The following is a 25,553-nucleotide window of genomic DNA, read 5'->3' as shown; positions in this document are numbered from 1 at the left end:
CAACTGAGACGCGGATTAAGCGCGTGCTAGTAGACGCGCTGCTAGCGATAGGGCGCTGGCAGGCGATAGCAGGAAAGCGGATAGGTGCAGATGCGAGATCATTCCTTAAATGTAAGCGATCCGCGCCGCGCCCGTCAAGCGAATGTTTATTTGTTTGATTTGATTTTTTATCAATACGGCCCTAACATCAGGGCTCTTTTCATAGAGGGGGATATTGATGCGTTGGATTTCTGCTGTGGTGTGCATGTTGTTTGCTGGCGCCGTGTTGGCCGCGCCGGCCAAGCCGATTAGTACGCCGGAGGATGTAGCGGCGATTACGGCGGTGACCGAGCAGTTCCAGGCCGCGCTGAAGGCCAAGGATGTGAAGGCGCTGTCGTCGCTGCTGCTGCATTCGAATATCCTGTGGACGTCGCCCGCCTCCGACAAGCAGGTGGCGAAGATGCGCGCGGAGACAGATGTCAATTTCGATGGCGTGAACCTCGCCGGCTATAGCGGCTTTGCGCAGTTCGTCAAGAACGCCAAGTTCCCGATCGAAGAACGCTTCTACAACGTCAAGATCACCCAGGACGCCGACCTGGCGTGGGTGATGTTCGACTACGAATTCGTCGGCGACGGCAAGGTGGAAAACTACGGCATCGAGACCTGGCAGATGGTCAAGCGCGGCGGTCAGTGGAAAATCTTCTCCGTGGTCTGGTCGACGCACTTCACAGATCAATAAGATGCGCAAAGCGCAAATTGCCGGCCTGGCCTTCGTCTTCATCTGGTTTTTCGTCGGCGGCATCATGCACTTCGTCGCCACCGATACGGAAGCGCGCATCGTGCCGCCGTATATTCCGTGGCCGGTGGCGGCGGTGCTGGTCAGCGGCGTGTTTGAGCTGCTGGGTGCTGCCGGCATCCTGATCGGGCGCACGCGCAGGGCGGCCGGTATCGGCCTGCTCCTGCTCACATTGGCGGTAACGCCGGCACATATCTACATGCTGCAGCGGCCCGAATTGTTCCCGGTACCGCTGTGGGCATTGTGGCTGCGATTGCCGATCCAGGCCGCCTTGCTCTGGCTGATCGCCTGGAGCACCTGGCGGCTGCGTCGCAAATAAATCAGCTGACGATAACGCGTGCTTCGCCTGCGGCCATACGGCCGATGACGGCGGCGTCGCCGAAGCCCTGGTCGCGGAACAGGGCCAGTACTTCCTCCACGCTGCCGGCGTCGCACGACACCAGCAGGCCGCCCGAGGTTTGCGGATCGGTCAGCAGCGAGTGCTGCGCCGGCGTGATGGTTTCGGCAAGCTTGACATCCTGGCCATACGCCTCCCAGTTGCGGCCCGAGGCGCCGGTGAAGTAGCCATCCTGCGCCAGTTGCTCGACGCCCGGCAGTAGCGGGATGCTGGCCATCTCCAGATGCGCTTCCAGCCTGGCGCCGCGCGCCAGTTCCAGCAGGTGGCCCAGCAGGCCGAAGCCGGTGACGTCGGTCATCGCGTGCACGCCGGCCAGTTCGGACAAGGCCTTGCCAGGCTTATTCAGCTTGGTGGTGTTGGCGATCATGGCCTTGTAGCCTTCGTCATCCAGCTTGCCCTTTTTGAGCGCCGCTGACAGCACGCCCACGCCCAGCGGTTTGCCCAGCACCAGCACGTCGCCGGCCTTGGCGTCGGCATTGCGCTTCACTTTCGACGGATGGATCAAGCCCATGACCACCAGGCCGTATATCGGCTCCACCGAATCGATGGTGTGGCCGCCGGCGATGGGAATGCCGGCTTCCGCGCAGATCGATTCGCCGCCTTTGATGATCTGGCCGATGGCCTCTATCGGCAGTTTGTTGATCGGCATACCCACCAGTGCCAGCGCCATGATCGGCGTGCCGCCCATCGCGTACACGTCCGAGATGGCGTTGGTGGCGGCGATGCGGCCGAAGTCATACGGGTCGTCGACGATCGGCATGAAGAAGTCGGTGGTGGCGATCAGCGCCTGTTCGTCATTGAGCTTGTAGACGGCGGCATCATCCGACGTCTCGATCCCGACCAGCAGTTCCTTCGGCACCGGGAAGCCGTTGGAGTTCTTCAGGATCTCGGACAGCACGCCGGGCGCGATTTTGCAGCCGCAGCCGCCGCCGTGAGAGAAGGAGGTCAGTTTGATAGCGTCGTTACTCATGATGGGCATTTCCTGGTGAAGTCTGATGGCGCAGATTATCCTCCAACTCCGGCAACGCCGCTTGAACCGTGGCCGGTTACAATTAAGGCATGACCTCTTCATTCAGGAATGCCACATCGCAGCAACTGGCCCATGCCCTCCAGCACACGAGGGAGACCACGCTGTCATTGTTCGACTGCTTTGCCACCGCCGGCATGGATGCTGCGGCGAGCGTGCCGCAGCTGCGCACCATCAATCCGCCGTTGTGGGAATTGGGCCACACCGCCTGGTTCGCCGAATGGTTCATCCTGCGCGAGGCGACATCCAGCCATCCGGCCGACGCCAACGGCCACTGCCTGCTGACCAAAGGCGACGACTGGTTCGACGCCACCCGCGTGCCGCACCGCAGCCGCTGGACGCTGGACTTGCCCAGCGCCGGTGGCGTCAAGACCTACTGCTACGAAGTGCTGGACCGCGTGCAGGACAAGCTGACGCGCGAACCGAATACCGACGAGGCCTTGTATCCATACCGACTGGCGCTGGCCTACGAAGACATGCGCGGCGAAGCCTTGCTCTACACCTTGCAGACATTGGGCCTGGCGGCGCCGGTGTACGCAGCGGCTGAAGAACAGCAGATGTTTGCGCCGTCCGAAATCGGCTTCCCCGGCGGGACCATCCAGATGGGCAGCAAGCCCGGCGCCGGCTTCGTGTTCGACAATGAGCGCCAGGCGCACAGCTTCCATGTGGCGCCGTTTCGCATGGATAGTACACTGGTGACCAATACCCAGTATGCAGATTTCGTCACCGATGGCGGCTACGACCAGCGCCAGTTCTGGAGCAATGCCGGCGCCGATTGGCTGATGCGGCAGGAGCGTTCCTCACCGCGCTACTGGCAGCGCGACGGCGCGCAATGGCGCACCACGCGCTTCGGCCGGCCGTCCACGCTGGCTGGCGCGGAGCCGGTGCGGCATGTGAATCTGTATGAGGCGCAGGCCTATTGCGCCTGGGCCGGACGCCGCCTGCCGACCGAAGCAGAGTGGGAATATGCGGCTTTGTCGGGGCATCCCGCCTTCCGCTGGGGCCAGCTGTGGGAGTGGACCGCGTCGCCGTTCGAGCCGTATCCGGATTTTCAGGCGGACCGCTATCTTGAGTATTCCGAGCCGTGGTTTCATACGCATCAGGTGTTACGCGGCGCTTCGTTCGCCACGCCGTCGCGCTTTGGCTCGGCCAAATTCCGCCATTTCCAGCTGCCGGAGCGCGACGATCTCTTTGCAGGTTTCCGCACCTGTGCCTGGCCGGGATAGTTTCTCATTTGGCGGGCGCTCTGCTATGCTTTTTGTTTTCCCAGCCAAAGGCGCCGCCCCATGAAACTGAAGCACATCCTGATTTCCGCCACCATCCTCGGCGCCGCCGCGCAGGTCAGCGCCGCGGACGAGGTGACCGTGATCCGCGCCGGCAAACTGGTCGACGTGGTCACCGGCACGGTGCTGAAGGACCAGACTATCGTCATCACCGGCGAGCGCATTACGTCGGTGGGCCCGAGCGCCTCGGCGCAAGTGCCGGCCGGCGCCAAGGTGATTGACCTGTCGGCGCAGACCGTGTTGCCAGGCCTGATCGACGCGCATACCCACCTCACCGCCGACCCTTACCTGAGCGGCTACAACGCGCTGGGCGTGTCCGACACCCGCGCTGCGCTGTATGGCGTGCGCACCGCGCGCAAGACGCTGGAAGCCGGCTTCACCACCGTGCGCAACGTCGGCGCCGGCGGCTTTGGCGACGTGGCGCTGCGCGATGCCATCAACGAGGGCGATTTCATCGGCCCGCGCATGCGCACCGCCGGTTACGCCATCGGCATCAAGGGCGGCCACTGCGACGAGAACCTGCTGCCGCCGGACGTCAACTTCACCGGCCGTGGCGTGGCGGATGGTCCGTGGGAGGCGCGCGCCAAGGTGCGCGAGATGGCCAAGTACGGCGCGGACGTGATCAAGATCTGCGCCTCGGGCGGCGTGCTGTCGAAGGGCGACGAGCCGGGCGCGCAGCAGTACACGCTGGAAGAGATGCAGGCCATCGTCAGCGAAGCGCATAAGCTGGGCCGCAAGGTAGCCGCGCATGCACACGGCACCAGCGCGATCCACGACGCGATCGTCGCCGGCGTGGACTCGATCGAACACGCAAGCCTGATTGACGATGCAGGCATCAAGCTGGCCAAGGAACACGGCACCTATCTGGTAATGGACATCTACGACGATGACTTCATCCTGCAGGAAGGCGCCAAGGCCGGCATGCTGCCGGAATCGATCGAGAAAGAGAAGAAGGTCGGTCAGCTTCAGCGCGATAACTTCCGCAAGGCCTTCCAGGGCGGCGCCAAGATGGCCTTCGGCACCGACGCCGGCGTCTACCCGCACGGCGATAATGCCAAGCAGTTCTACTACATGGTCAAATACGGCATGACGTCGATGCAGGCGATTCAAGCCGCCACCATCAACGCCGCCGACCTGCTGGGCTGGAAAGACCGCGTGGGTTCGATCAGCGTCGGCAAGTACGCCGACATCATCGCCGTTAAAGGTAATGCTGCCGACGATGCGACGGAGCTGACCAAGGTGTCGTTCGTGATGAAGGGCGGCGCGGTTATTCGTCAGTAAGGTGATATCGCCTGGCCTGCCAGGGCATCACACTGGCTTGCCAGGCCATGCGGGCAGCGTAGGGAGAAGTTGTTTTTCTTTTTATACTGGCCGCATGCGTGTTTTTCTCCTTCTTGTTGTGGCGTTGCTGAGCGCCTGTGGTGGTGGTGGTGGTGGTTCCTCCAGCGGCACTGTCACCGCAGGCAGTTCGGTGGCCTCGGCCTCCATCTCTGTTTCCGATCCCGTCACCGTTGGCGTGCTGCCGGCCATGGCCGATGCGCTGGTGGTGGGCGACCATATCGTGGTGCGCTCGCGCTCCGATTCCTTCGTCACTGTCAACGGCAAGCCTGTGTATGCGGCCACGCGACTGAGCGTGGTGGATAGCCAGGGCAAGCTGCTGTCTTCCACCGATTACGGTTTTACGCTGGCCACCGGCTACACCGGCGAGTGGCAGATGATGCTGTCGCCGGACGGTTTCGTCATGGTGCAGGCCAGCGCCGGCACGCGGCTGCTGCACTTCGATGCGCAGGCGCGCCTGACCGGCACTGCCAGCGACCTTTATCCCGCAGGCGATTACGCGCCGGCCGAAAACGGCGGTGCGGCCGACGGCAACGGCTTCTGGCTGGCCACCACCTTCTCGCTGCTGCCGGTCACCGACAAGACGCAGTATCTGCTCAAGTTGTGCAAGTTCGATTTCAACGGCAGGCAGCTTACGCCGCCGTTCACGCTGTCCACTTCGGCCCTGCATCCGCGCGTGACGGCGGCCAGCGGCACGGTGCTGGCAAGCTGGATGGAAGGAGGCGGCGCGATGCTGGGCATGTGGGCCAACGGCGCCGGCGCGCCGACCGTGCGTTCCCTCAGCACCGGCGGCGCGCAGCCATATCCGCTTGCGCTCAACGCCGCCGGCAAGATGGGCGTGCTGTGGAACGGCAAAGCCACGACCACCGCTGCCGGCGGCGTGATGGGCGTGGCGCTCGACACCAGCGGCGCGCCGGTGCTGCCCACTGGCCGCACCGACCTGACGCAAGAGACGCTGTCCACCAGCTGGGCCGGCAATGTGCGCGTGGCGGACATCGATGCGCATGCCTTCAGCGGCGGCGTCGCTATCGCCGGCAGCGTGGTCGGTTCGTTCAAGGCCGGCGATGCGGTGGGCGATGTGCTGGTGCTGGCCGATTACGCTGTCAACGCGTCGCCGCTGTCGTCGCAAACGCCGGTGCTGCTGCGCTTTACTTTGCCTGGTGGCGCCGCACTCGGACCGTCGCCGGTGTTCCGGCAGATGCTGTTTGCCGACCACGCGCTACTGCTGGCTGGCGATGAAACCGGTTTGAAGGCTTTCTACACTAAGCGTATCCCTTAGTCACCTCTCTAAAGTGATGAAAATGTAGCAGAATTACCTATTTGTCATAGACAAACGCACACTTTAATGGATAATTGCTCAACTAACGGCGCCACCGCGCCGTTTTTTTGCGTTCGTCCTTTACAAATAGGAAGTTGATGGAAGCGTTTAAAAAACTAAAAATAGGTACGCAGCTGGCACTGAGCTTTGGCACGCTGACTGCGCTGATGCTGATCATGGCGACGTTTGCGATTGTGCGCACGTCGTCGATTACCAATGCGTTCCACGACGAGCAGCGCGTGATGAGCGAGAAGCTGGAACCGCTGTACGTGGCGCGTGAAGCGCTGGACCAAACCGGCATCGCGGCGCGCAATGCGTATGTGTTTGCCGATGCCGCAGCGGCAGCAAAAGAGCTGCTGGTTGTCGACGAACAGAAGGCCATTTATCTGGCCGCGCTGGAGCAGATGACTGCGTCGTACAAAGGCGACGCCAATTTCGCCAAGGTGCGCGATGGCCTGCTGAAAATGGCCGATGCGCTGAAGCGTCCGCGCCAGCTGCGCGAAGCCGGCGACATGGAAGGCTTCGCGGCCTTCCTGACCAATGAATGCAGCCCGCTGCGCAAGCAGATCGTGGCCGATATCGCGACGGTGCTGAAAGCGTCGCAGGATGAGACGCGCGCCGCCAGCGCCGGCGTGGATGCACATGCCAGCGACGCCTTCCTGTGGATCGTGCTGCAAGCCGTGTTGTCGCTGCTGGTGAGCGTGCTGATTGCGTGGGTGAATACGCAGCTGCTGCTCAAGCAATTGGGCGGCGAACCGACCTACGCGACCGACATCGCCAACAGGATCGCAGAGGGTGATCTGTCGGTGACGGTGCAGGTCAAGGCCAATGACAAAACCAGCTTGCTGCACGCGATTGCAGCCATGCGCGACAACCTGTCGTCCATCGTTGGTCAGGTGCGCCAGGGCACCAACCTGATCGCCACGGCGTCTTCCGAGATCGCCAGCGGTAACCGCGATCTGTCGGTACGTACCGAGCATCAGTCGGAATCGCTGGAGAAGGTCGCCACCGCGATGGAAGAACTGACCGGCACCGTGCGCCAGAATGCGCACAACGCCATGCAGGCCAATACGCTGGCGGTATCGGCGTCCGGCGTGTCGGAGCAGGGTGGCCAGGTGATGGAGCAGGTGACCGTGACCATGGCGTCGATCAATGCGTCATCGAAGAAGATCGTGGACATCATTTCGGTCATCGACGGCATCGCTTTCCAGACCAATATCCTGGCACTGAATGCGGCGGTGGAAGCCGCGCGCGCTGGTGAGCAGGGCCGCGGCTTCGCGGTGGTGGCGACCGAGGTGCGCAACCTTGCGCAACGCTCGGCAGCAGCGGCCAAGGAGATCAAGGCGCTGATCGATGATTCGGTGGTGAAGGTGGGCGCCGGCTCCGAGCAGGTGCACAAGGCCGCCGAGACCATGCACGAAGTGGTGACCAGCGTGAAGCGCGTGACCGAGATCATGGGCGAAATCAGTGGCGCCAGCATGGAGCAGACGGCCGGCATTGAGCAGGTCAACAACGCCATCAGCGAGATGGACAGCATGACGCAGCAGAATACTGCGCTGGTCGAGCAGGCATCGGCCGCCGCGCAGGAACTGCAAGACCAGGCTACCAGCCTGGCGCACGTGGTGGATGTGTTCAAGCTGGAGTCGCACACCGCCAGCGTGAGCGGCTTGCGTGGCCGTACGCGCAAGGCGTCGCCGCCGGTGGCTGTACCATCGCTGGAAGAGGACGTACGCCGCATCGCCTGATTAATCGCTTGCATGACGGAGTTGCGCATTCCATAATTGATAAATAATTATGGAGTGCGGATGAAGATTGGTTTGCAAACGTGGGGAAGTCACGGCGATATCCGGCCGTTCGTGGCGCTGGCGGAAGGCTTGCAGCAGGCCGGTCACGAGGTGACGCTGCTGATTACCTGCGTCGACAGCGGCGCGTATGCCGGCATGGTGTCACCATCCGGCGTGACGCTGCGGGTGATTGCGTCGCCGGTGATTCCGCTGTCTGAAGCGGCGCGCATCGGCGAGGCGGCCATCGGCATGCGCAATCCGTTGAAGCAGATGACGATGCTGATGGAGGCTGCGTTCCTGCCAGCGGAAGAGGCGATGCTGGCCGCTGCGCTGGAACTGGCGGCCGAGTCGGATCTGCTGGTTGGCCACTACTTCATGTATCCCTTGCAGATCGCCGCCGAGCAGGCCGGCAAGCCGTATGTCAGCGTGCTGCTGTCGCATGTAGCGATTCCGAGTGGGCATAGCCATCCTATCGGGCTGCCGTTCGGACAAAGCTTCCTGTGGTGGCTGAGCTGCTGGGCGTTGCAAAAAACGGCGGGGCGTTATCCCAATCGCCTGCGGGCGCGTTTGAATATGCCGTTGACGAGGGATTTCGTCAATGAAGTGTGGCTGTCCGATCTTTTGACGCTGGTGGCGGTCAGTCCGCAGTTGTGTGAGCGGCAGCCGGATTGGCCGTCATCGATCCAGCTGTGCGGCTTTCTTGATATGCCGAATATGCAGATCGAAGGCCGCCTGACCGATGCGGTCGAAGCCTTCCTTGCTGCCGGCGATGCACCGGTCTACATGACTTTCGGTAGCTGGACGCCGCGCGACATTCCTAATCAGACCGATACCCTGCGCCTGTTCACGGACGCCGCGCAGATGGCCGGTTGTCGCGCCATCATTCAGACTGAAGATGCCGCTGCTTGCGGTTTCCAGTCCGACCAGCAGATACTGTACGTCCCGGCCTCGCCGCATCATCTGATCTTCCCACGCTGTGCTGCGGTGGTGCATCACGGCGGCGCCGGCACCACGCAATCGGTCACGCTGGCGGGCAGGCCGTCCGTCGTCGTCGCGCACATCAGCGAGCAGGAACATTGGGGCAAGGAGCTGCGCCGCATCGGCATCGCCGGCAAACCTTTGCATCGCCGCAGCGTGACCGCAAAACAGCTGGCGTCGCGCCTCCGCGCAGTCAGTCCGGCAATGCAGGCGAAGGCGCCGGTGGTGGCGCGCGCGATGGCGCAAGAGAACGGTGTCGCAGCGGCGGTCCGTCTGATCAACCAAGTATCTGGAGCCCGGTAGATGGCATTCTTCAAAATCGCATCGCTGTTCTTTATCACCGCGCTGGCGGAAATCGTCGGCTGCTATTTGCCCTGGCTGGTGCTGAAGCAGGGTAAAACGGTGTGGCTATTGGCGCCGGCCGTGGTGTCGCTGGCGCTGTTTGCCTGGCTGTTGACGCTTCATCCGACGGCCGCTGGCCGCACCTATGCGGCGTACGGCGGTGCGTATATTTGCGTCGCGCTGCTGTGGCTTCGCTTTGTGGATGGCGTGGCGCTGACGCGTTTCGATATCGCCGGTGCGGTGCTGGCGTTGGTGGGCATGGCGGTGATTGCGCTGCAGCCGTCGCAGTAATTATTTCAACGACAAGAAAGGGATGATCTGATGATATCGCGATTCGTTTTGAAGTGTTTGCTCGTCATGGCCGCCGGTGCCGCAGGCGCCGCACCGGTGGATGAGGAGCTGACGGCGCTGGTCAAGCGTCACGCCGAAGCGCAAGGCAGCTTTGATTTGGCCACGCTGAAGGCTATCACCGCCGAGAATTACGTCGAGATTTCGCCGGTCGGCGAGGTGGATCCGCGCGAGAAGATGTTGTCGTTCTATGCGCCGGAGCAGAAGCGTCCCAGCCCGCAGCTGAAGGTTGACGAGCCGCTAGTGCGCGTATTCGGCGACAGCGCCGTGATCTACACGCGCATCTCCTACACCATGGGCGCGGGCGAAACGGCGCGCACCTTTGCGATGCGCGCCGGTTATGTGGCGCAGCTCAAGGACGGCAAGTGGCTGCTGGTGTCAGCCCAGTACACCGGCATCCGTCCGCCCAAGAGCTGATTACAGCAGCGATTCCGCCAGGTCTTTCAGGTCGTCCGCATATTCCAGCTCAACCAGCTGCTTGCGGGCGACGCCGCTGCGCCATGCGGCGGCGGCGATCTTCGGTGTGACACCGATCAGCAGGCGTGGATCCAGCAGGCCAGGCACGATGTAGTCCTTGCTGAAGCGCGCATCGCTGCGCGCCATGTCGGCCAGCGCCACAACGCAGGCACGCTTCATTTCCTGGTTGATGGTGGTGGCGCCCGAATCCAGCGCGGCGCGGAACAGGTAAGGGAAGCACAGTGCGTTGTTGATCTGGTTCGGATAGTCCGAACGGCCGGTGGCGATGATCGCATCCGGCGCGACTTCGCGCACCAGTTCCGGACGCAGTTCCGGCTCAGGATTGGCCAGCGTGAAGACGATAGGATGCGCCTTCATGTTCTGGATGTCGGCTTGCGACAGCACGCCGGGACCGGATACGCCGAGGAACACGTCGGCGTCGTGCATCACGTCCGACAGTGTGGTGGCGGTGGTGTCCTGCGCCCAGGCGGCTTTTTCGCCGTCCAGGTTGCGCGCGGTGGTCAGCACGCCTTTGCTGTCGCAGACGAAGATGTTCTTGCGTTGCGCGCCCAGGTCCACCAGCAGGTCCAGGCAGGCCACGGCTGCGGCGCCAGCGCCGGAGCAGACGATTTTCACGGTAGCGATATCGCGGCCGGTCATTTCGATCGCGTTCAGCATGCCGGCGCCGACCACGATGGCGGTGCCATGCTGGTCGTCGTGGAAGACTGGAATCGACAGGCGCTCGCGCAGCTTGCGCTCAATGTAGAAGCACTCAGGCGCCTTGATGTCTTCCAGGTTGATGCCGCCGAAGGTCGGATGCAGGGCGGCGATGATGTCCACCAGCTTATCCGGATCGCTTTCGTCGATTTCGATGTCGAAGGCGTCGATGCCGGCGAACTTCTTGAACAGCACAACTTTACCTTCCATCACCGGCTTGCCGGCCAGTGCGCCGATGTTACCCAGGCCGAGCACCGCGCTGCCGTTGGTGATGACGCCGACCAGGTTGCCCTTGGCGGTGTATTCGTAAGCCTTGGCCGGATCGCGCTTGATCTCGACGCATGGCGCGGCCACGCCGGGTGAGTAAGCCAGCGCCAGGTCTTCCTGGGTGCTGACACTTTTGGTGATTTCGATGGCGATTTTGCCAGCGCTGCCGGCACGGTGATAGGCGAGTGCCTTTTGTTCTATCGTGGTCATATTGTTTTGTAGTCCTTGTAAAGCGAAAAACGCCCGTACGAGCCTAAGGGCAGGTACAGGCGCAAACTGCTGGGGATTCAGTGTTTATGGGTAGAGGCCACGAACTTCACGGGCTTGCAGCACTCGGGTGCAAGCGAGGATGAAGGTGGCGGTTCGCAGCGTGACTTTCTTGTCCTGCGCAACGGCCCATACAGCATTGAATGCATCCTGCATGATGCGGGTAAGGCGTGCATTAATTTCATCTTCGCTCCAGAAGAAGCTGGAGAAATCCTGCACCCATTCGAAGTATGACACGGTTACGCCGCCCGCGTTGGCCAGCACGTCTGGAACGATCAGCACATCCTTGTCGGTCAGGATGTCGTCCGCTTCCGGCGTGGTCGGGCCATTGGCGCCTTCCAGAATGATTTTGGTGCGAATACGCGGCGCGTTAGCGGCAGTAATCTGCTGTTCCAGGGCGGCTGGAATCAGGATGTCCGACTCCACGTCCCAGAAAGCGTCACGCGTCAGCTGCGCTTCGGCGCCAGGGAAGCCGGCGACGCCGCCGGTTTCCGCCACGTGGTGGTGCAGACGGGCGATATCCAGGCCGCCTTGATGCACCACGGTCGCGGTGTGATCCTGCACGGCGATGACTTTGGAGCCGGCTTCCGCGAACATGGTCGCTGCCACGCCGCCGACATTGCCGAAGCCCTGCACGGCGACACGGGCGCCGGCAATCGCCACGCCACGTTTGACTGCGGCTTCACGGCCCACCACGAACACGCCGCGGCCGGTCGCTTCGCGGCGACCCAGTGAGCCGCCCAGCGAGATTGGCTTGCCGGTCACGACGCCGGTCGACAGGTTACCTTCGATCATGGCGTAGGAGTCCATCATCCACGCCATCACTTGTTCGTTGGTGTTGACGTCCGGTGCCGGGATGTCTTTGTTAGGGCCGATAATCAGGCTGATTTCGCTGGTGTAGCGGCGGGTCAGGCGCTGCAGTTCACCACGCGACAGGGTTTTAGGATCGACACGGATGCCGCCTTTGGCGCCGCCGTATGGCACGTTGACGGCCGCGTTTTTCACGGTCATCCACGCCGACAGGGCCATCACTTCGGACAGGGTCACGTCCTGGTGGAAGCGCACGCCGCCCTTGCCTGGACCACGCGACATATTGTGCTGCACGCGATAGCCTTCGTAGTGCGCAATGCTGCCGTCATCGCGCTCGATCGGCACGTCGACAGTCAGGATGCGCTTGGGGCGCTTGAGGGTTTCGACCCAACGCGACAGGCTACCGAGGTGCGGGGTAACGCGGTCGATTTGCTGCAGATAGACACCCCATGGACCGAGATCTTCGGCGTTGAGGTACGAAGGCAGTGCGTGTTGTGCTGGTACAGAGGTCATGCTCAAGGCTCCCAATGAATTCGTTTGCTGAGCGCCGCTTGTGGCGGTGCTCAAGTGGCACGAATCCTACGCCTGGGCTTTTGAGGCGGCCAATGCTGTATGCGCATTTAGCTATGCAAATGATGCATAGTTATAGGAATTTCATCGTTCGGACGACGGCAGGCTGCGCTTTTTACGGCCGCCGTTCTGCTGCATTTCGAGGAATTCCCACAGCCGGTCGACGATCGGTTTGCCGCGCCGGTGGGCGGATGCGCGTTCGCGATACAGGCGGATTTCCATCTCGATCTCCCAGTCCGAAGTGTCGCCATCGGCGCGCGCCAGCTGCTTTTGTTTGAGCTCGCGCGTGACGGCGGATTCCGGCAGGAAGGCGACGCCGCGGCCTTCCAGCGCCATCATCTTCAGGCCTTCGGCCATGTCGGTTTCATAATGCGGCTCCAGGTGCAGCGGCGTCTTGGCGTCGTTGAGGATCAGCTCCACCATGCGGCCCAGGTAGGCGTTATTGGTGTACGAAAGGAAGGGCAGCGGCGCGCGCTTGGTGCCGGGCAGCGTAAATTCCGGCACCTTGTTTTTATCGCAGCGGGCGTAGGCGCGCAGCGATTCGCGGCCCATCACCAGCATGTCGTAGCGGCCCGGGTCCAGCTGCACCGGCTGGCGCGGATGGTGATAGCACAGCAGCAGGTCGCAGCCGCCTTCCACCAGTTGCAGCACGGCGTCGTGGACGTTGAGCGCCATCAGGCGGCTGCGGATCGGCGCGAAGTCCTGCTCCAATCCGGTCAGCCATTTCGGCACGAAGGTCAGCGACAGCGTGTGTGGCACCGCCAGGTCGATGCTGGTCTGGGCCGCGGCGCGCTTGGAGCGCAGCAGCTCGCGCGCGCCGTTGATCTTCGATAGCATCTCCAGCGCCTGTTCGTAGAACACCACGCCGGCCGGCGTCAAGCGGGTCGGATACGAAGTGCGGTCGATCAGGTCTGTGCCCAGCCAGTTTTCCAGCGACTGGATGCGGCGGGAGAAGGCGGGCTGCGTCACGTGGCGCAGCGCCGCCGAGCGGCTGAAGTTATTGGTCTCGACCAGCGAGATGAAGTCTTCCAGCCATTTGGTTTCCATGCAAAGTCCTTTACGGTGTCGTCGATGCGATGCTGCGGATCGGCGTGAACAAATACGCGCCGGCCGCAAACGTCACCAGTATGATGCCACCGCCGAGGAACAATTGCGACAGCGAGACCAGCGTCAATATCCATCCGGTGGCGGCGGCCGACAACGGCGCCAGTCCCATAAAGATGAACATGAAGATGCTCATGGCGCGGCCCATCATCTGCGGCGGTACGCGTTGCTGGATCCAGGTGAAGACCTTGATCTGCATATAGCCGGTCAGCAGGCCGAGGGTCAGCATCAGCAAGGCCGCCTGCCACACCGCCTGCACCATGCCGAGTGGCGCCAGCAAAATGCCGGCGATGGCGTCCGCCGTCAGTATCATCGCGCCGAAGCTGGCGAAGCGCAGCCGCGTTCCGAGTTTGGCCGAGGCGCCCATGCCCAGCAGCGTGCCGGCGCCGTGTGCGCCCATGATCAGGCCGAGGGTGGAGGCGCCGTGCAGCTGGCTGGCCAGCACCGGCAGCGCCACCTGCATCGCGCCGCCGATGAACAGCGACACCGTGCCCCAGTAGATGAAGCACAGGCGCATCGGCACATCGTCCCACACCATGCGCAGGCCGGCGCCGACCGAGCGCAGTACCGACTGCGATTTGGCGTCGGTGGTTGACGGTGCGGCGGCGGACAGCAGCGTGACCTTGGCCAGCGTCCATGCGGAGACCAGATAGCTCAGGCAATCGAAGCCGAAGGCCAGCGCAAGTCCATGCGCGTTGCTTACGCCGCCGTTGCCATCGCCGGCAAACGCCAGCAGGCCGGCCGCCAGCAAGGGGCCGATCAGCATGGTGACCTGGCGGATGCCCATCATCATGCCGTTGGCGGCTTGCAGATTGTCGGCGGGGATGGCCAGCGGCAGGATCGACATCCCGGACGGCATGGCGAACGCCTGCGCCAGACCCAGTCCCAAAGCCAGCACGTAAATCAGCTGCAGCGCCAGATGCGGCGAGATGGCGACCGTCAGCGACAGCGATGAACTGAGCGCCACGGTCGGCGCCGAGGCGATGTTCATCACCAGTAGCGTCAGCAGCGCAAGCAGCACGGCGTTGACGTACTTGGTCAGCATCAGCACGCGCTTGGGCGAGTAGCGGTCCACCAGCGCGCCGCCGACCAGGATGAAGACCGCGCGCGGGATGCTCATCAGCGCGATCACCAGTCCCAGCGCCAGCGTGTCGCCGGTCAGCTTGAGCACCAGCCAGGGCAGGGCGATCATGGTCAGCTGGTCGCCCAGCGCGGAGATCACGCCGCCGCGCATCAGCCACTTGAAGTTGGTGTTTTGCTTGAGCGCGTTCATGAGTTGGAGGCGTTCATGCCGGCGATCAGCGCCAGCGCGTTGCTCAAGTCACCGAACTGCGACGGCGGGCAACTGCGCAGCAGGTCTTTGCTGATCTGGTCCACCACGGTGACGGCGTTGTTCAGCAGTTCGCGGCCGGTGTCGGTGATGGCGGCGTAGGCCACGCGGGCATCGCGCGGGTCTTGCTGGCGTTCGACCAGGCCGATTTTCTCCAGCGGCAGCAAGGTGCGGGTGACTCCGGACGCGGTCAGCCCCTGGCGCTCGGCCAAGTCGACGCGGCGCAGACGGCCACCGGGTGCGCGGCTCAGATAATGCAGCAGCATGAAGTCGCTGAAGCTGATGCCGTGGTAGCCGCCCAACACCTGGTCGAGGCGGCGCACGAGGGTGGCTTGGGCGCGGGCCAGGCGCAAAGTGAATTCCAGACTGGGGCTGATCGGCGTATCCATAGTTGCTCCCTTGTTGAGTTATGCTTGAATAATACTTGAGTAAGCAATCATTGTATAGTTTTTATTCAGGATTCGCTAAACTGAAAGAAAACTACATAAATGGGGATAGCAATGCATATGGGGACCACCGAGATCTTCCTGATCGCGATGACAATTATTTTCAGCGTGCCTTACCTGATCTGGCGCCTGGGCGGTACGGACTACTATGCGCCACTCGTGGTAGTGCAGATTATTGCCGGCATCCTGCTGGGGCCGGGCGTAATGGGGCGCGCTTTTCCCGAGTACTATTCTTTCGTGTTCAATCCGCAAGTGGTGCAGTCGCTGAACGGCATCGCCTGGTGGGCGGTGATGATTTTCGTGATGATCGCCGGCATTGAGCTGGATTTGAAAAAAGCCTGGGAGCACCGCCGCGAGAGCACCATCACCGCCGGCCTGGCGCTGGGCACGCCGCTGCTGTTCGGCTGTGTCGCCGCGCTGGGAATGGTTGGCTACGCTGGCTGGATTGGACCGAAGGCGCATGACTGGCAGTTCGTGCTGGGCGTCGGCATGGCCTGCGCGGTGACCGCGCTGCCGATCCTGATCCTGCTGATGGAAAAACTGGACATCCTGCGCCAGCCGATCGGCCAGCGGATTCTGCGCTACGCCAGCCTGGACGACATCGCCATCTGGGGCGTGCTGGCGGTGATCATGCTGGACTGGGACCGGGTCGGCCGCCAGGCCGGCTTCCTGCTGCTGTTCGCGCTGGCGACTAAACTGTTCCGCATGCTGATGGTGCGTATTCCGGAGCGCGACCGCTGGTACATTTCCTTCATCTGGCTGGCGGTGTGTGCGCTGGCAGCGGACTGGGCCGGCTTGCACTATATGGTCGGCGCCTTCCTGGCCGGCGCGGTGATGGATGCCGACTGGTTTAATCAGGAAAAGATGGACTTCATGCGCGCCAATGTGCTGATGGCGGTGATGCCGGTGTTCTTCCTGAGTACCGGCCTGCGCACCAACTGGGCAGTGGGCGGTTCGGCGGTGTTCCTGGTGGCGCTGGTGCTGCTGGTGGCGTCGGTGTCGGGCAAGCTGGCCGGCATCCATCTGGCCGGCAAGATCCTCAAGTGGGCGCCGGGCGAGGCGTCGATCATCGGCTGGCTGCTGCAAACCAAGGCGCTGATCATGATCATTTTCGTCAATATTCTGCTGGATAAACAGATCATCACCAGCGAGACCTTCACCGCGCTGCTGTTGATGGCGATCGGCAGCACCATGCTGACGGTGCCGATGGTCTATCCAAAATTGCAGCGCGTGGCGCAGCTGATCTTCAAAACCAGCTGATATAATATGGGGATGAACGATACTACTCAACTCCCTCCACTGCCGGATCGTCTGTCGATTGATCCTCGCAGCAAATTCCACGTCGCCGCCGTGTTTGAACACGATGTTGGCATCAAGTTCAACGGCAAAGAACGCATGGATGTCGATGAATACTGCATCAGCGAAGGCTGGATCAAGGTTCCAGCCGGTAAGTCGCTGGACCGTTTCGGCAATCCGATGCTAATCAAGCTGAAAGGCACGGTCGAAGCGTTCTACCGCTAAGCACCGGCCTCCGTCAGAAAAGCCGCCTGGTTCGCCACGGCGGCTTTTTACATTGTGGCTTGCGGATCGTCGTAGCGGCTGGCCGACGCCAGCAGCAGTTCCAGGAAGACTTTGACGACTGGCCGGCATTCGTCGCTGCGCCAGTTCAGCATCATGGCCAGCGGCGGCAGCCCCTCCAGCCGGACCGCGCGCATGCCGGCCGGTGGCGCGCCCAGCACAAACGAAGTGCCCAGCATCAGGCCCATGCCATCTTTGGCCAGCTGGATGCCGAACAGCGACTGCGTGGCCGCGAACACGAAATTCGGCGTCACGCCGGCCACCCGGCATGCCTCGACCAGGCCGTCGTATACGGGCGGATTGACTTCGCGCGCGAACACGATAATGTTTTCTTCCGCCAGGCTGCTGAGCGGGAGCTGCTGCATGCCGGCCCAGCGGTGCGTTTCGGGCAGCAGCAAGGCCCATGGCGATGCCGCCACCAGGCGGCTGCTGACCTCGGCGCAGTGGGGCAGACCGGTGTCCGCGCCGCGTAGCACCACGCCGACCCCGACATCGATCTGCGCGCGCATCAGGGCGGTGCTTTGCTGCTGGTTGAGAATCTCCTGACGCTGCAGCCGCGCGCTGGGATAGGCATGCTGAAGCTGGCTCATCGCCCCCGCCAGCACCGGCAGGCTGGCGTATTCGGTGATGCCGATGGCAATCGCCATGTTCTCCTCGCCGCCGGCAGCGGCGGTGCGCTGCGCCAGCTGGTCGAGATTGCTGATGATTTTGGCGATGCCGTCGCGGAAGACGATGCCCGCCGGCGTCAGCGCCAGCTGGCGCTGGTCGCGGATGAACAGTTTGGCGCCGAGGTTTTCCTCCAGCCGCGCAATTTGCTGGCTCAGCGCCGGCTGCGTAATCGACGCCAGTTCCGCTGCCCGGCCGAAGTGCAGCTCCTGGGTCAGGATTAAAAAGTTTTGATACATTCTCAGTTCTGAGGTCTTCATTGGTTTAAACCTTTGGGCTGAGTGTGGCTGCTCATTCTACGCGATGAATCCGGCGCGAGGCCCTCTTGTGATCGCCACGATGGGGCGCTGAAGCGAAACGCCACGGTGGTGCCGGAACCGCTGTTGCTGCGGATGCTGAAGCGCGCGCCGAGACTGGTGGCGCGTTCGCGCATGCCGTGCAGGCCGAAGTGCGCGCCGGACTGCGGCTGGCGCAGCACGTCGTCCGGAATGCCGCAGCCATCGTCGGTGACGCGAATGATTGCCTGCGCCGCCCGCCATTCTTCGGTAATGGAAATCCGGCTGGCGCCGGCATGCCGCACGGCGTTGCGGATCGCTTCGGCGAGGCACATGAAGAGTTCGTCGGCAAAGCTGTTGGTCTGGGTAGACAGCGCTGCCGACAAGCGCGACTGAAACCGGATGCCGGCCGGTTCGCAGACCGCAAGCGCCAAGCCATCGATACGCTGGCTCAACGACGCGGAGGCATTGGGCTGGCGCAGTTCATAAATCAAATCCCTGCCGAGGCTCATGGCTTCGCCGGTTTTTTCCGCGATCGCCTGCAGGTCGGCGGCAGGGTTTTGCAAGGCCAGCACGATCATGTGGCACTGCTGGAGGAAGTCGTCATGCAAGATGCGGGCAATGCGATTGCGTTCGCTTTGCCGCTCGCGGAACAGTAGCTCCGAGAGCTCATCCGGCGTCATGAAGACTTTGCGATTGCGCATGCGACTCTTATTCAGTTGAATCGCGCGGATTCTACGCAGAATAGATCGCACGTTCCAATTAGAAATAATTATCTGCTCGATAAGACTCGCTTATCGCGGGCGTCGCATAAAAACAAAGGGCTGAGGCCTGTGCAAGACAGGACTCAGCCCTTGAAGCTGGTACCGCAGGATGGCGGCTTAATGCGTGGCCGGATCGCCGCGCAGCTTGTCCAGCATTTGCAGCGTGGCTGGCACAAGGTTCATGATCCCGTGGTATGCACAGTATTCACAAAACGCTTCCTCCGGCGTCATCGCGGCGATACTGGCGTCGGAGTGACCGCGGCGGCGCAGGGCACGCAGACAGGCGGCATCCATATTTCTGGAATTCATGCACTTTCTCCCTTTTGAATCTGATAAGGTTGGTGGGTGGTTCGATAATTTCCTACCGAAAATATTATAATAGAAAATGATTCCATGTGGAAATAAAAATGGTTTTTATTAACATTTTGGATAAGTGGCTACCTTGGCTGGCGGCGGTGATCGCCTGCGGCACGGTGTCGTGCGCCCTGGCGGCCGCGCCGCTGACGGTGGTAACGGAAGAGTTTGCGCCTTACAGCTATGTTGAGCGGGGCGAGGTCAGCGGTTATTCAACCGAGGTGGTGCGCGCCGCGCTGGGGCGGGCGGGCATCGACTACGAGATTCAGATTTATCCGTGGGCGCGCGCGCTGCAGATGGCTACGGCGCGGCCCAATGTGCTGATTTACAGCATCGTCCGTACACCGCAACGGGAAAACCAGTTCCACTGGATCGCCACCATCGCACCGCGCAATGTCTACCTGTACAAGCTGGCGGCCCGGCAGGATATTCAGACGCACACGCTGGCCGACCTGAAGCCGTACCGGATTGCCGCCAATCGCGGTGATGTGGTCGAGGAGCAGTTGCACCAGCTGGGGCTGACGGCGGACCTGTCGGCCAAGGATGTCTTCAGCCTGCAAAAGCTGGTGGCCGGACGGGTCGACTTGATGGTGGCCACGGAGTTGTCGATCAATAACCTGTGCCTGCGCGCCAATGTGTCGTGCGCGCTGCTGGAACGCGGCATGCAGATGCCCGAGATCAGCGGCTACTACGTGGCGGCCAGCCTGGGAACGCCAGCCGCCACGGTGCAGCGCTTGCGGCAAGCGTTTACCCAGTTGCACAACAGCGATGCCATGCGGCACATCGCCGACAAGTACGGCATTCAGCCCCTCAAATAGTGGCGGGGGCCACTGGCGCTGCCGGCGCCGCCAGGTTGCGGTTCAGCCGCCACAGCAGTGCGCCAGCGACCAGCGAAGTGCCCACTACCACGTAGCCTACCGTGTCGAAGTGCTGCAAGCGGCCATCCGCCGCCTGGGTGACGATGTGGCCGGAGACCACCGACGCCAGGCCGCCGGCCAGTTGCTGGATCGACGCGCTGATGGCGTTGTACGAACCGCGCTGGGTCTGCACCGGCACTGTCGACGACAGCGCCTGGAATGGAATCATGCGCGAGAAGATACCGACGAACATCATCGTGTTGACCACCACCAGCATCCACAGCGGCACCCGGCCCAGATGGGTGTAGATCAGCACCATGGCGATCGACAGCGCGGTGCCGAACAGGAACACGCGGAACTTGCCGAAGGCGTCGGCAGCGCGGCCGATCATCGGGCCGATGAAGATGGTGCACACGCCGGTGATCAGGTACACGGTCGGCAGGTGGTGCAGGTCGATCCCCATGTTGTTGACGATGTAGGCGCTGCTGAACGGCATCAGCATGAAGCCGCCGGTGGTCAGCAGGGCGGTAATGGCAAACGCCAGCAGGTAGCGCTGCTCGGTCAGCGTGTGGTACAGGTGCATGAAGGCGCTGTGTTCCTGCGGCTTGCCGAGGTGGGCATTGACCGGCTGCATTTTCCACGCCACCACCAAACCGCCGGCCAGGCCAAACGCGGCCATGGCGATGAACGGCACATGCCAGTTCCACTGGTTGGACAGGTAGATGCCGACCGGGATGCCCAGCACCTGGCTGGCGGCAAACGCGGTCTGGATCAGGCCCATGACGCGGCCGCGCATTTGCGGCGGGAACAGGTCGGTCGAAATGGCCAGTACGATGGAGCCGATCACGCCGCCGAACAGGCCGGTGAAGATGCGCGCCGCCAGCAGGCTTTCAAAGGTCGGCGCCAGGCCGCACCAGACGGTGCCGATAATAAAGCCGGTGTAGAAGAACAGCAGCAGCTTCTTGCGGTCGTAGCGGTCGGCGAAACCGGCCGTCAGCAGGCCGGAGAGGCCGGCGCTGAAGGCGTAGGCCGATACCACCAGACCGAATTGCGCCGGCCCGATGTGCAGGTCCGGCATGATCAGCGCACCCAGCGGCGACATGATCATGAAGTCGAGGATCACCGCGAACTGGAGGAAGGCCAGCATGGCCACGACGATTTTCTGGTAGCCGCTGAACGGCGGCGCAGGCGTTTTCTTCATTCGTTATCTTTCTTTTCGGATGGGCGGCAGAACGGCGCGCGGTGCTTGAAGAACTGTTCGCGCTGCTTGAAGAACTGACCGCGCTCTTCCGGCGTCATGGCTTGCCAGCGCTGCCAGTGCTCGCGCTTTTCGTGCCAGTCGCGATGATGGCCGCGGAAGCCGCCAAACAGGATGCGGCAGAGTAGCAGCAATCCCAAAGCCTGCCAATAGTTCACGGCATTGGCGCCGGGGAAGATGGTCGGGATCAGGCAATTCCATAGCCACATGACGATGGCGCCCAACGCGGCGGCGCCGGCCAGTATCCACAGGCATTTGATCAGTTTAAATTTCTTGTAGCTCATATTTTCGTGACGCATTTTGTTGGTACTCCTTTCATTCGTCGTACAGGGCTTGCAGGCGCTGGCGCAGATACAGCACGGCGTAGCGCTTGCGGGCCAATAAAGTGTTGATCGAGACGCCGGTCTCTGCCGCCATCTCCTTGAAACTGATGCCGTCCAGCTCGTGGGCGATGAACACTTCGCGCTGGTTGGCGGGCAATGCTTCCAGCGCACGCTGCAGTTCTTCCAGCAGCATGGCGCGGGTGTAGGCCGCTTCCGGGCCGCCGTCGGGGGAAGGCAGCATCAGGTCGAGGCGGCAATCCTCGTCCTCGTCGCCACTGCCCAGGTCCTCAAGGGCGACTTCCTTCTTCTTGCGGAAGCGGTCGATGATACGGTTGCGCGCCACCCGGAACAGCCAGGCGCTGACCTGTTCGATCGGCTCCGGCAGGTGGTAAGCCTGGGTGAACTCGTAGAACACATCTTGCAGGATATCGTCGGCATCCGTCTGGTCCGCCACGCGGCGGCGGATGAAATGCCACAAGCGCGAACGCTCGCGCAACACGGTCGCGGTGATGGCTTGATCTTGCTCAGTTATTGTTGGTGGTGCGGTCATAGACTGGAAGGCGTTCCAGAGCTCCGAATATTGTAATGCTCTGAAATTACTTTTGGCGGGGCAATTATGCATCCTGTACCGCTTAATTGGCATTCTGTCTAAACGGACGCGTGCGCGTTCGATTTCTTTTTTACACTGTTATCTCATTCATCATCTATCCGGGGGGCAGTGTGAGAGGACTTCATTGGTTGGCGGTGATCGCCGCATTGCCGGTCGCGGCGCAGGCGCAGGGGCATCTTGCGACGCTGGATCGCGATATGGTGGGGCCGCGTTCCCAGGTTCTGGTGCTGGGCACGGTGCATTTGCGCTATATGCCGAAGAGTTATAACCCCGCCGCACTGAACGGCATGCTGGACAAGCTCGCGGTGTTCAAGCCGTCCATCATCACCGTGGAGAACGAGCCGGGCGAAGACTGCGACCTTGCTGCGCGCCAACCGGCGAAGTACGGCAAGGACTACTGCCCAACCAACGAAGCGGCCCAGGCCGCCACCGGCCTTGACCTGACGGCGGCCATTGCCGAAGCTTACCAGACGCTCAAGACCTGGCCCGCGCAGCCGACGCCGGCGCAACGGCGCCGCCTGGCGGCAGTATTCCTGGCGGCGAACGAGCCGGCCTCCGCTTACGTCCAGTGGTTGCAATTGCCAGCGCCAGAGCGCCGCGCCGGCGACCTGTTGGACGACGCGCTGGTCGCACAGCTGCAACGCTTGGCCTCCACCAACAACGAGAGCTACCAGCTAGCCGCCGTGCTGGCAGCGAGGCTGGGCCTTGCGCGGGTGCACGCGGTCGATAACCATACCGGCGACCGCCTGGACGTACCGGATATCAAAGCGCTGGTCCATTCGATCGAGGGGGCCTGGGCAGCGGGCAGCGCGGCCTCGAAGGTGCAGCAAAAACAGGAAGATGGGCTGAAGCTGGCCGATGACTTGCTGCCGCTGTACCGGCTGATCAACGATCCGGCCGCGCTGGCCGTCGAGGCTGACGCCAATGTACTTGCCGCGATGCGCGGCAAGTCGCCGGAACATTATCCGCAAATATGGGTGGCCGGCTGGGAAGTCCGCAATCTGCGCATGGTGGCCAATATCCGCGAGACGTTCCGCGAACAGCCCGGCGCCCGGGTGCTGACCATCGTCGGCTCGGCCCACAAGTCGTGGTTCGATGCCTGGCTGGGGCAACTGCAAGGTGTGGACATCGTCAACGTGGCTGATGTGCTCCGATGAGCGGATCGGTTCGGCTAGCGCGTCCGGTTTCGACGTGACCGGCTGCACGGCGTAGCCAATGCGGATCGGTGCTGGTGACGACGCTAAGGTCGTACCAGCCAAAGCTGGCTGACAGATCGCAGGCCACTGTCGTGGCAGCACCGGCCGCCACCGTGTAAGTGGCAGCCACCGCGCCGTAGGCGTTATCGGAGACGGTGAAGCTGCATGCTTCGCTGCCTTCGCGGTTGGAGAGTAGCAGGGTGATGTTGCCCCGCTCATAGTGCGTCTCAAGCTGCGGCCGTGCACCAGTCGCGGCAAGCTGTCCGCTGAATTGGCGCAGGAAGCCGTTGGCGCCGTGCACACTAAGCTCGTAAGCGTCGTCGAAATGCCAAGGTTCGCTATCGATCTTTTTGCCTGCTTCTACCGTGTAGTACCACGGACCGCCCGCGCGCAGGCTGGAGTAGACGATGAAGGCGGCGCCGGCTGTGCCGTCGTTGGCGAAACTCAGTGCAAACTGCTGCGGACCGGTCGACTGGCCATGCACCGCCAGGTCATACGGCAGCGCACAGGCGGGACGCGGACCGCTCGCCGGCTGCGGCTCCTGCTTCGGCAACGTCTGGTTGACGGGCGGTTGCGGGTAAGGCTTGCCGGAGACGCGCGCATAGGCCGCGGTCGGCGGCACGCTGGCTGGCCATTCGCGGTTGGGCGTACTGAAATCGAAGGCCGAAGTCAGGTTGCCGCACACGGCGCGGCGCCATGGCGAGATCTGGTCGCACTGCACGGCGGCGCGCTGCTTGCCTTTGCTCACCAGCCACTCTTCGAGGAAGCGCAACTGCGAGGTGTGATCGAACAGCTGCGAGCACACGCGGCCGCCCCGGCTCCACGGCGAAATCACCAGCATCGGCACGCGCGGCCCGAGGCCGACTGGCTCGCCCTGATAGGTTTCATGGACGCCGATCTCGGCCAGCGTGGTCTTGCCCATGGATGGATTCAGCGGCGCCAGGTCGGACGGTACGTGGTCAAAGAAGCCGTCGTTCTCGTCGTACATCAGCAGGAACACGGTCTTGGACCAGACCTCCGGATTGGCCACCAGCGCCGCCAGCAGGCGGGCGGTGATCTGTTCGCCGGCGTTGGGCGAGTTGGGCGAGTGCTCGGTGTAATCGTTGGGCGAGCAGATCCACGACACCTGCGGCAGGCGGTTGTGGCGGACGTCGTCGGCGAAGCTGTTCACCAGCCAGTCGGCCGTGGTGCCGGTGGCGTTGGCGGCCGTGGAGCCGGGCGCCAGCATGCGGCCTTTCTGGTACAGCGGCGCGTCCTCGGCGAGACGGCTGCCGTCGGCGTTGACGCGGAAATTGCGGAAATAGGCCAGGTAGTTGTCGCCGTAGTTATCCCATTCCTGGTAGACCTTCCAGCTGACCTGACTGGCTTCCAGCACCTCGGCGTAGGTGCGCCAGTTGGGTGCGCCGCTGATGACCTCGGGCGTGATGTTGTCCAGCGCCGGATCGCCGTTGAAGTAGCCGGCCGCGTTGACGTTGTACAGCTTGCCCATGGTGCCGATCCAGCCCTGGCTGGTGCCGGTTAGCGCGACCATGCGGTTCGGATCGGTGGCGCCGAAGATCGAGCAATGGTAGGCGTCACAGATGGTGAAGGCGTCGGCCAGTGCGTAGTAGAAGGGCAGGTCGCCACGGTCGAAATAGCCCATCGATTGCGGCGTTTTGCGTTTGACCCACGCATCCCAGCCTTGCCAGATGGCTTGCGCGCCTTTCCACGTGTGGTCGGTGCCGAGCGACAGCGCGCTGGTGTTTTTGGCGTCGAAGTGGAACGGCAGTACATGGCCGCCGGCAGCATCCGGCTGATACCAGACCGGGCGACCATCCGGCAGCTTGATGGCGCGCGGATCGTCAAAGCCGCGCACGCCCGACAGCGTGCCGAAGTAATGGTCGAAGGAGCGATTTTCCTGCATGAAGATCACCACGTGTTCAATGTCGGCCAGCGTGCCGGTGACATTGTTGGCGGGCACCGCCAGCGCGTCGCGGATCAGGTCGGGAAACAGGGTGGCGGCGCCGCCCGCACCAGCGGCGTAGCGGAGAAATTGACGGCGGTTGATCGACATGCTGGCAGAGGAGAAATAGCTGAAGCGTCGATCATAGCGGGCGAATGTGACAGGCCTATGGC

At 62.6% G+C, this 25,553-nt stretch carries 26 protein-coding genes; 13 read left to right on the top strand and 13 right to left on the bottom strand.

Going from position 1 to position 25,553, the window contains the following annotated elements:
• The first annotated feature begins 217 nt into the window (after positions 1–217).
• Positions 218–718 (top strand): nuclear transport factor 2 family protein, encoded by a 501-nt coding sequence (locus tag GTP69_RS25485; protein WP_161057506.1) that lies wholly within the window; start codon positions 218–220, stop codon positions 716–718.
• Position 719: 1 nt separating this feature from the next.
• The gene (locus tag GTP69_RS25480) at positions 720–1,094 is read left to right on the top strand and encodes a DoxX family protein (RefSeq protein WP_161057505.1); all 375 of its coding nucleotides are present in this window, start codon (positions 720–722) and stop codon (positions 1,092–1,094) included.
• 1 nt (position 1,095) lies between these two features.
• Here the strand turns inward: GTP69_RS25480 and selD are convergent, their stop codons facing one another.
• Positions 1,096–2,142, bottom strand: coding sequence for a selenide, water dikinase SelD (gene selD / locus GTP69_RS25475; RefSeq protein ID WP_161057504.1), 1,047 nt, complete (start codon positions 2,140–2,142; stop codon positions 1,096–1,098).
• Between the two features lie 89 nt (positions 2,143–2,231).
• Here selD and senA point away from each other — a divergent pair, with 89 nt between their 5' ends.
• The 7 genes from senA (at position 2,232) to GTP69_RS25440 (ending at position 10,007) form a co-directional block, all read left to right on the top strand.
• Positions 2,232–3,425: a selenoneine synthase SenA gene (gene senA / locus GTP69_RS25470; RefSeq protein WP_202424569.1), complete on the top strand. Its 1,194-nt coding sequence runs from the start codon at positions 2,232–2,234 to the stop codon at positions 3,423–3,425.
• Positions 3,426–3,485: 60 nt separating this feature from the next.
• Positions 3,486–4,763 carry a Xaa-Pro dipeptidase gene (locus GTP69_RS25465; RefSeq protein WP_161057503.1) on the top strand — a complete coding sequence of 426 codons (1,278 nt, stop codon included), beginning with the start codon at positions 3,486–3,488 and terminating at the stop codon, positions 4,761–4,763.
• Between the two features lie 94 nt (positions 4,764–4,857).
• On the top strand, positions 4,858–6,099 hold the full coding sequence (locus tag GTP69_RS25460) for a hypothetical protein (protein WP_161057502.1): 1,242 nt from the start codon (positions 4,858–4,860) through the stop codon (positions 6,097–6,099).
• Between the two features lie 137 nt (positions 6,100–6,236).
• Complete coding sequence (locus GTP69_RS25455; protein ID WP_161057501.1) at positions 6,237–7,883, top strand: methyl-accepting chemotaxis protein; 1,647 nt, start codon at positions 6,237–6,239, stop codon at positions 7,881–7,883.
• A gap of 60 nt (positions 7,884–7,943) precedes the next feature.
• Complete coding sequence (locus GTP69_RS25450) at positions 7,944–9,203, top strand: glycosyltransferase (protein ID WP_161057500.1); 1,260 nt, start codon at positions 7,944–7,946, stop codon at positions 9,201–9,203.
• Positions 9,204–9,533, top strand: coding sequence for a YnfA family protein (locus tag GTP69_RS25445; protein WP_161057499.1), 330 nt, complete (start codon positions 9,204–9,206; stop codon positions 9,531–9,533). It abuts the gene before it with no gap.
• A gap of 66 nt (positions 9,534–9,599) precedes the next feature.
• On the top strand, positions 9,600–10,007 hold the full coding sequence (locus GTP69_RS25440; protein ID WP_161057498.1) for a nuclear transport factor 2 family protein: 408 nt from the start codon (positions 9,600–9,602) through the stop codon (positions 10,005–10,007).
• Here the strand turns inward: GTP69_RS25440 and GTP69_RS25435 are convergent, their stop codons facing one another.
• From GTP69_RS25435 to GTP69_RS25415, 5 genes are all read right to left on the bottom strand, one after another.
• Complete coding sequence (locus GTP69_RS25435) at positions 10,008–11,240, bottom strand: malic enzyme-like NAD(P)-binding protein (RefSeq protein ID WP_161057497.1); 1,233 nt, start codon at positions 11,238–11,240, stop codon at positions 10,008–10,010.
• Positions 11,241–11,324: 84 nt separating this feature from the next.
• A complete protein-coding gene (locus GTP69_RS25430) occupies positions 11,325–12,620 on the bottom strand; it encodes a Glu/Leu/Phe/Val family dehydrogenase (protein WP_161045858.1) in 1,296 nt (431 codons plus the stop codon).
• A gap of 141 nt (positions 12,621–12,761) precedes the next feature.
• The gene (locus GTP69_RS25425) at positions 12,762–13,724 is read right to left on the bottom strand and encodes a LysR family transcriptional regulator (protein ID WP_161057496.1); all 963 of its coding nucleotides are present in this window, start codon (positions 13,722–13,724) and stop codon (positions 12,762–12,764) included.
• 10 nt (positions 13,725–13,734) lie between these two features.
• Positions 13,735–15,054 carry an MFS transporter gene (locus tag GTP69_RS25420; protein ID WP_161057495.1) on the bottom strand — a complete coding sequence of 440 codons (1,320 nt, stop codon included), beginning with the start codon at positions 15,052–15,054 and terminating at the stop codon, positions 13,735–13,737.
• A complete protein-coding gene (locus tag GTP69_RS25415) occupies positions 15,051–15,500 on the bottom strand; it encodes a MarR family winged helix-turn-helix transcriptional regulator (protein WP_174864423.1) in 450 nt (149 codons plus the stop codon). Before GTP69_RS25415 ends, GTP69_RS25420 begins: the two co-directional genes overlap by 4 nt.
• A gap of 111 nt (positions 15,501–15,611) precedes the next feature.
• Here GTP69_RS25415 and GTP69_RS25410 point away from each other — a divergent pair, with 111 nt between their 5' ends.
• Together GTP69_RS25410 and GTP69_RS25405 are read left to right on the top strand one after the other, a co-directional pair.
• Positions 15,612–16,817: a cation:proton antiporter gene (locus GTP69_RS25410; RefSeq protein ID WP_161057494.1), complete on the top strand. Its 1,206-nt coding sequence runs from the start codon at positions 15,612–15,614 to the stop codon at positions 16,815–16,817.
• A gap of 12 nt (positions 16,818–16,829) precedes the next feature.
• Positions 16,830–17,078, top strand: coding sequence for a DUF3297 family protein (locus tag GTP69_RS25405; protein WP_110848463.1), 249 nt, complete (start codon positions 16,830–16,832; stop codon positions 17,076–17,078).
• 47 nt (positions 17,079–17,125) lie between these two features.
• Here the strand turns inward: GTP69_RS25405 and GTP69_RS25400 are convergent, their stop codons facing one another.
• The 3 genes from GTP69_RS25400 to GTP69_RS31145 form a co-directional block, all read right to left on the bottom strand.
• Positions 17,126–18,040, bottom strand: a complete 915-nt coding sequence (locus tag GTP69_RS25400) for a LysR family transcriptional regulator (protein ID WP_161057493.1) — start codon at positions 18,038–18,040, stop codon at positions 17,126–17,128.
• A gap of 17 nt (positions 18,041–18,057) precedes the next feature.
• Positions 18,058–18,780 carry a sensor histidine kinase gene (locus GTP69_RS25395; RefSeq protein WP_161057492.1) on the bottom strand — a complete coding sequence of 241 codons (723 nt, stop codon included), beginning with the start codon at positions 18,778–18,780 and terminating at the stop codon, positions 18,058–18,060.
• A 177-nt stretch (positions 18,781–18,957) separates the two neighbouring features.
• Positions 18,958–19,149 (bottom strand): hypothetical protein, encoded by a 192-nt coding sequence (locus GTP69_RS31145; protein WP_146235958.1) that lies wholly within the window; start codon positions 19,147–19,149, stop codon positions 18,958–18,960.
• 98 nt (positions 19,150–19,247) lie between these two features.
• Here GTP69_RS31145 and GTP69_RS25390 point away from each other — a divergent pair, with 98 nt between their 5' ends.
• On the top strand, positions 19,248–20,012 hold the full coding sequence (locus GTP69_RS25390; protein WP_161057491.1) for a substrate-binding periplasmic protein: 765 nt from the start codon (positions 19,248–19,250) through the stop codon (positions 20,010–20,012).
• On the opposite strand, the gene GTP69_RS25385 is transcribed toward GTP69_RS25390, so the two are convergent.
• From GTP69_RS25385 to GTP69_RS25375, 3 genes are read right to left on the bottom strand one after another with little or no spacing between them, the layout of a single operon-like run.
• On the bottom strand, positions 20,005–21,252 hold the full coding sequence (locus GTP69_RS25385; RefSeq protein ID WP_161057490.1) for an MFS transporter: 1,248 nt from the start codon (positions 21,250–21,252) through the stop codon (positions 20,005–20,007). The genes GTP69_RS25390 and GTP69_RS25385 overlap by 8 nt on opposite strands.
• Positions 21,249–21,608 (bottom strand): hypothetical protein, encoded by a 360-nt coding sequence (locus tag GTP69_RS25380; RefSeq protein WP_371868119.1) that lies wholly within the window; start codon positions 21,606–21,608, stop codon positions 21,249–21,251. The genes GTP69_RS25385 and GTP69_RS25380 overlap by 4 nt, the downstream gene beginning before the upstream one ends.
• 16 nt (positions 21,609–21,624) lie before the next feature.
• Entirely contained in the window at positions 21,625–22,182 is a 558-nt protein-coding gene (locus tag GTP69_RS25375) for an RNA polymerase sigma factor (RefSeq protein WP_161057489.1), read from the bottom strand.
• A gap of 170 nt (positions 22,183–22,352) precedes the next feature.
• Here GTP69_RS25375 and GTP69_RS25370 point away from each other — a divergent pair, with 170 nt between their 5' ends.
• Entirely contained in the window at positions 22,353–23,399 is a 1,047-nt protein-coding gene (locus GTP69_RS25370; protein ID WP_371868118.1) for a DUF5694 domain-containing protein, read from the top strand.
• Here GTP69_RS25370 and GTP69_RS25365 read toward each other — a convergent pair.
• Positions 23,374–25,491: a phosphocholine-specific phospholipase C gene (locus tag GTP69_RS25365; RefSeq protein ID WP_161057488.1), complete on the bottom strand. Its 2,118-nt coding sequence runs from the start codon at positions 25,489–25,491 to the stop codon at positions 23,374–23,376. The two genes, GTP69_RS25370 and GTP69_RS25365, sit on opposite strands and share 26 nt — an antisense overlap.
• Positions 25,492–25,553 lie beyond the last annotated feature (62 nt).

Source organism: Duganella levis, from assembly GCF_009857605.1.
Classification (GTDB): domain Bacteria; phylum Pseudomonadota; class Gammaproteobacteria; order Burkholderiales; family Burkholderiaceae_D; genus Rugamonas; species Rugamonas levis.
The sequence above is the reverse complement of the archived record's forward strand: the minus strand, read 5'-3'. Positions and strand labels throughout refer to the sequence as shown.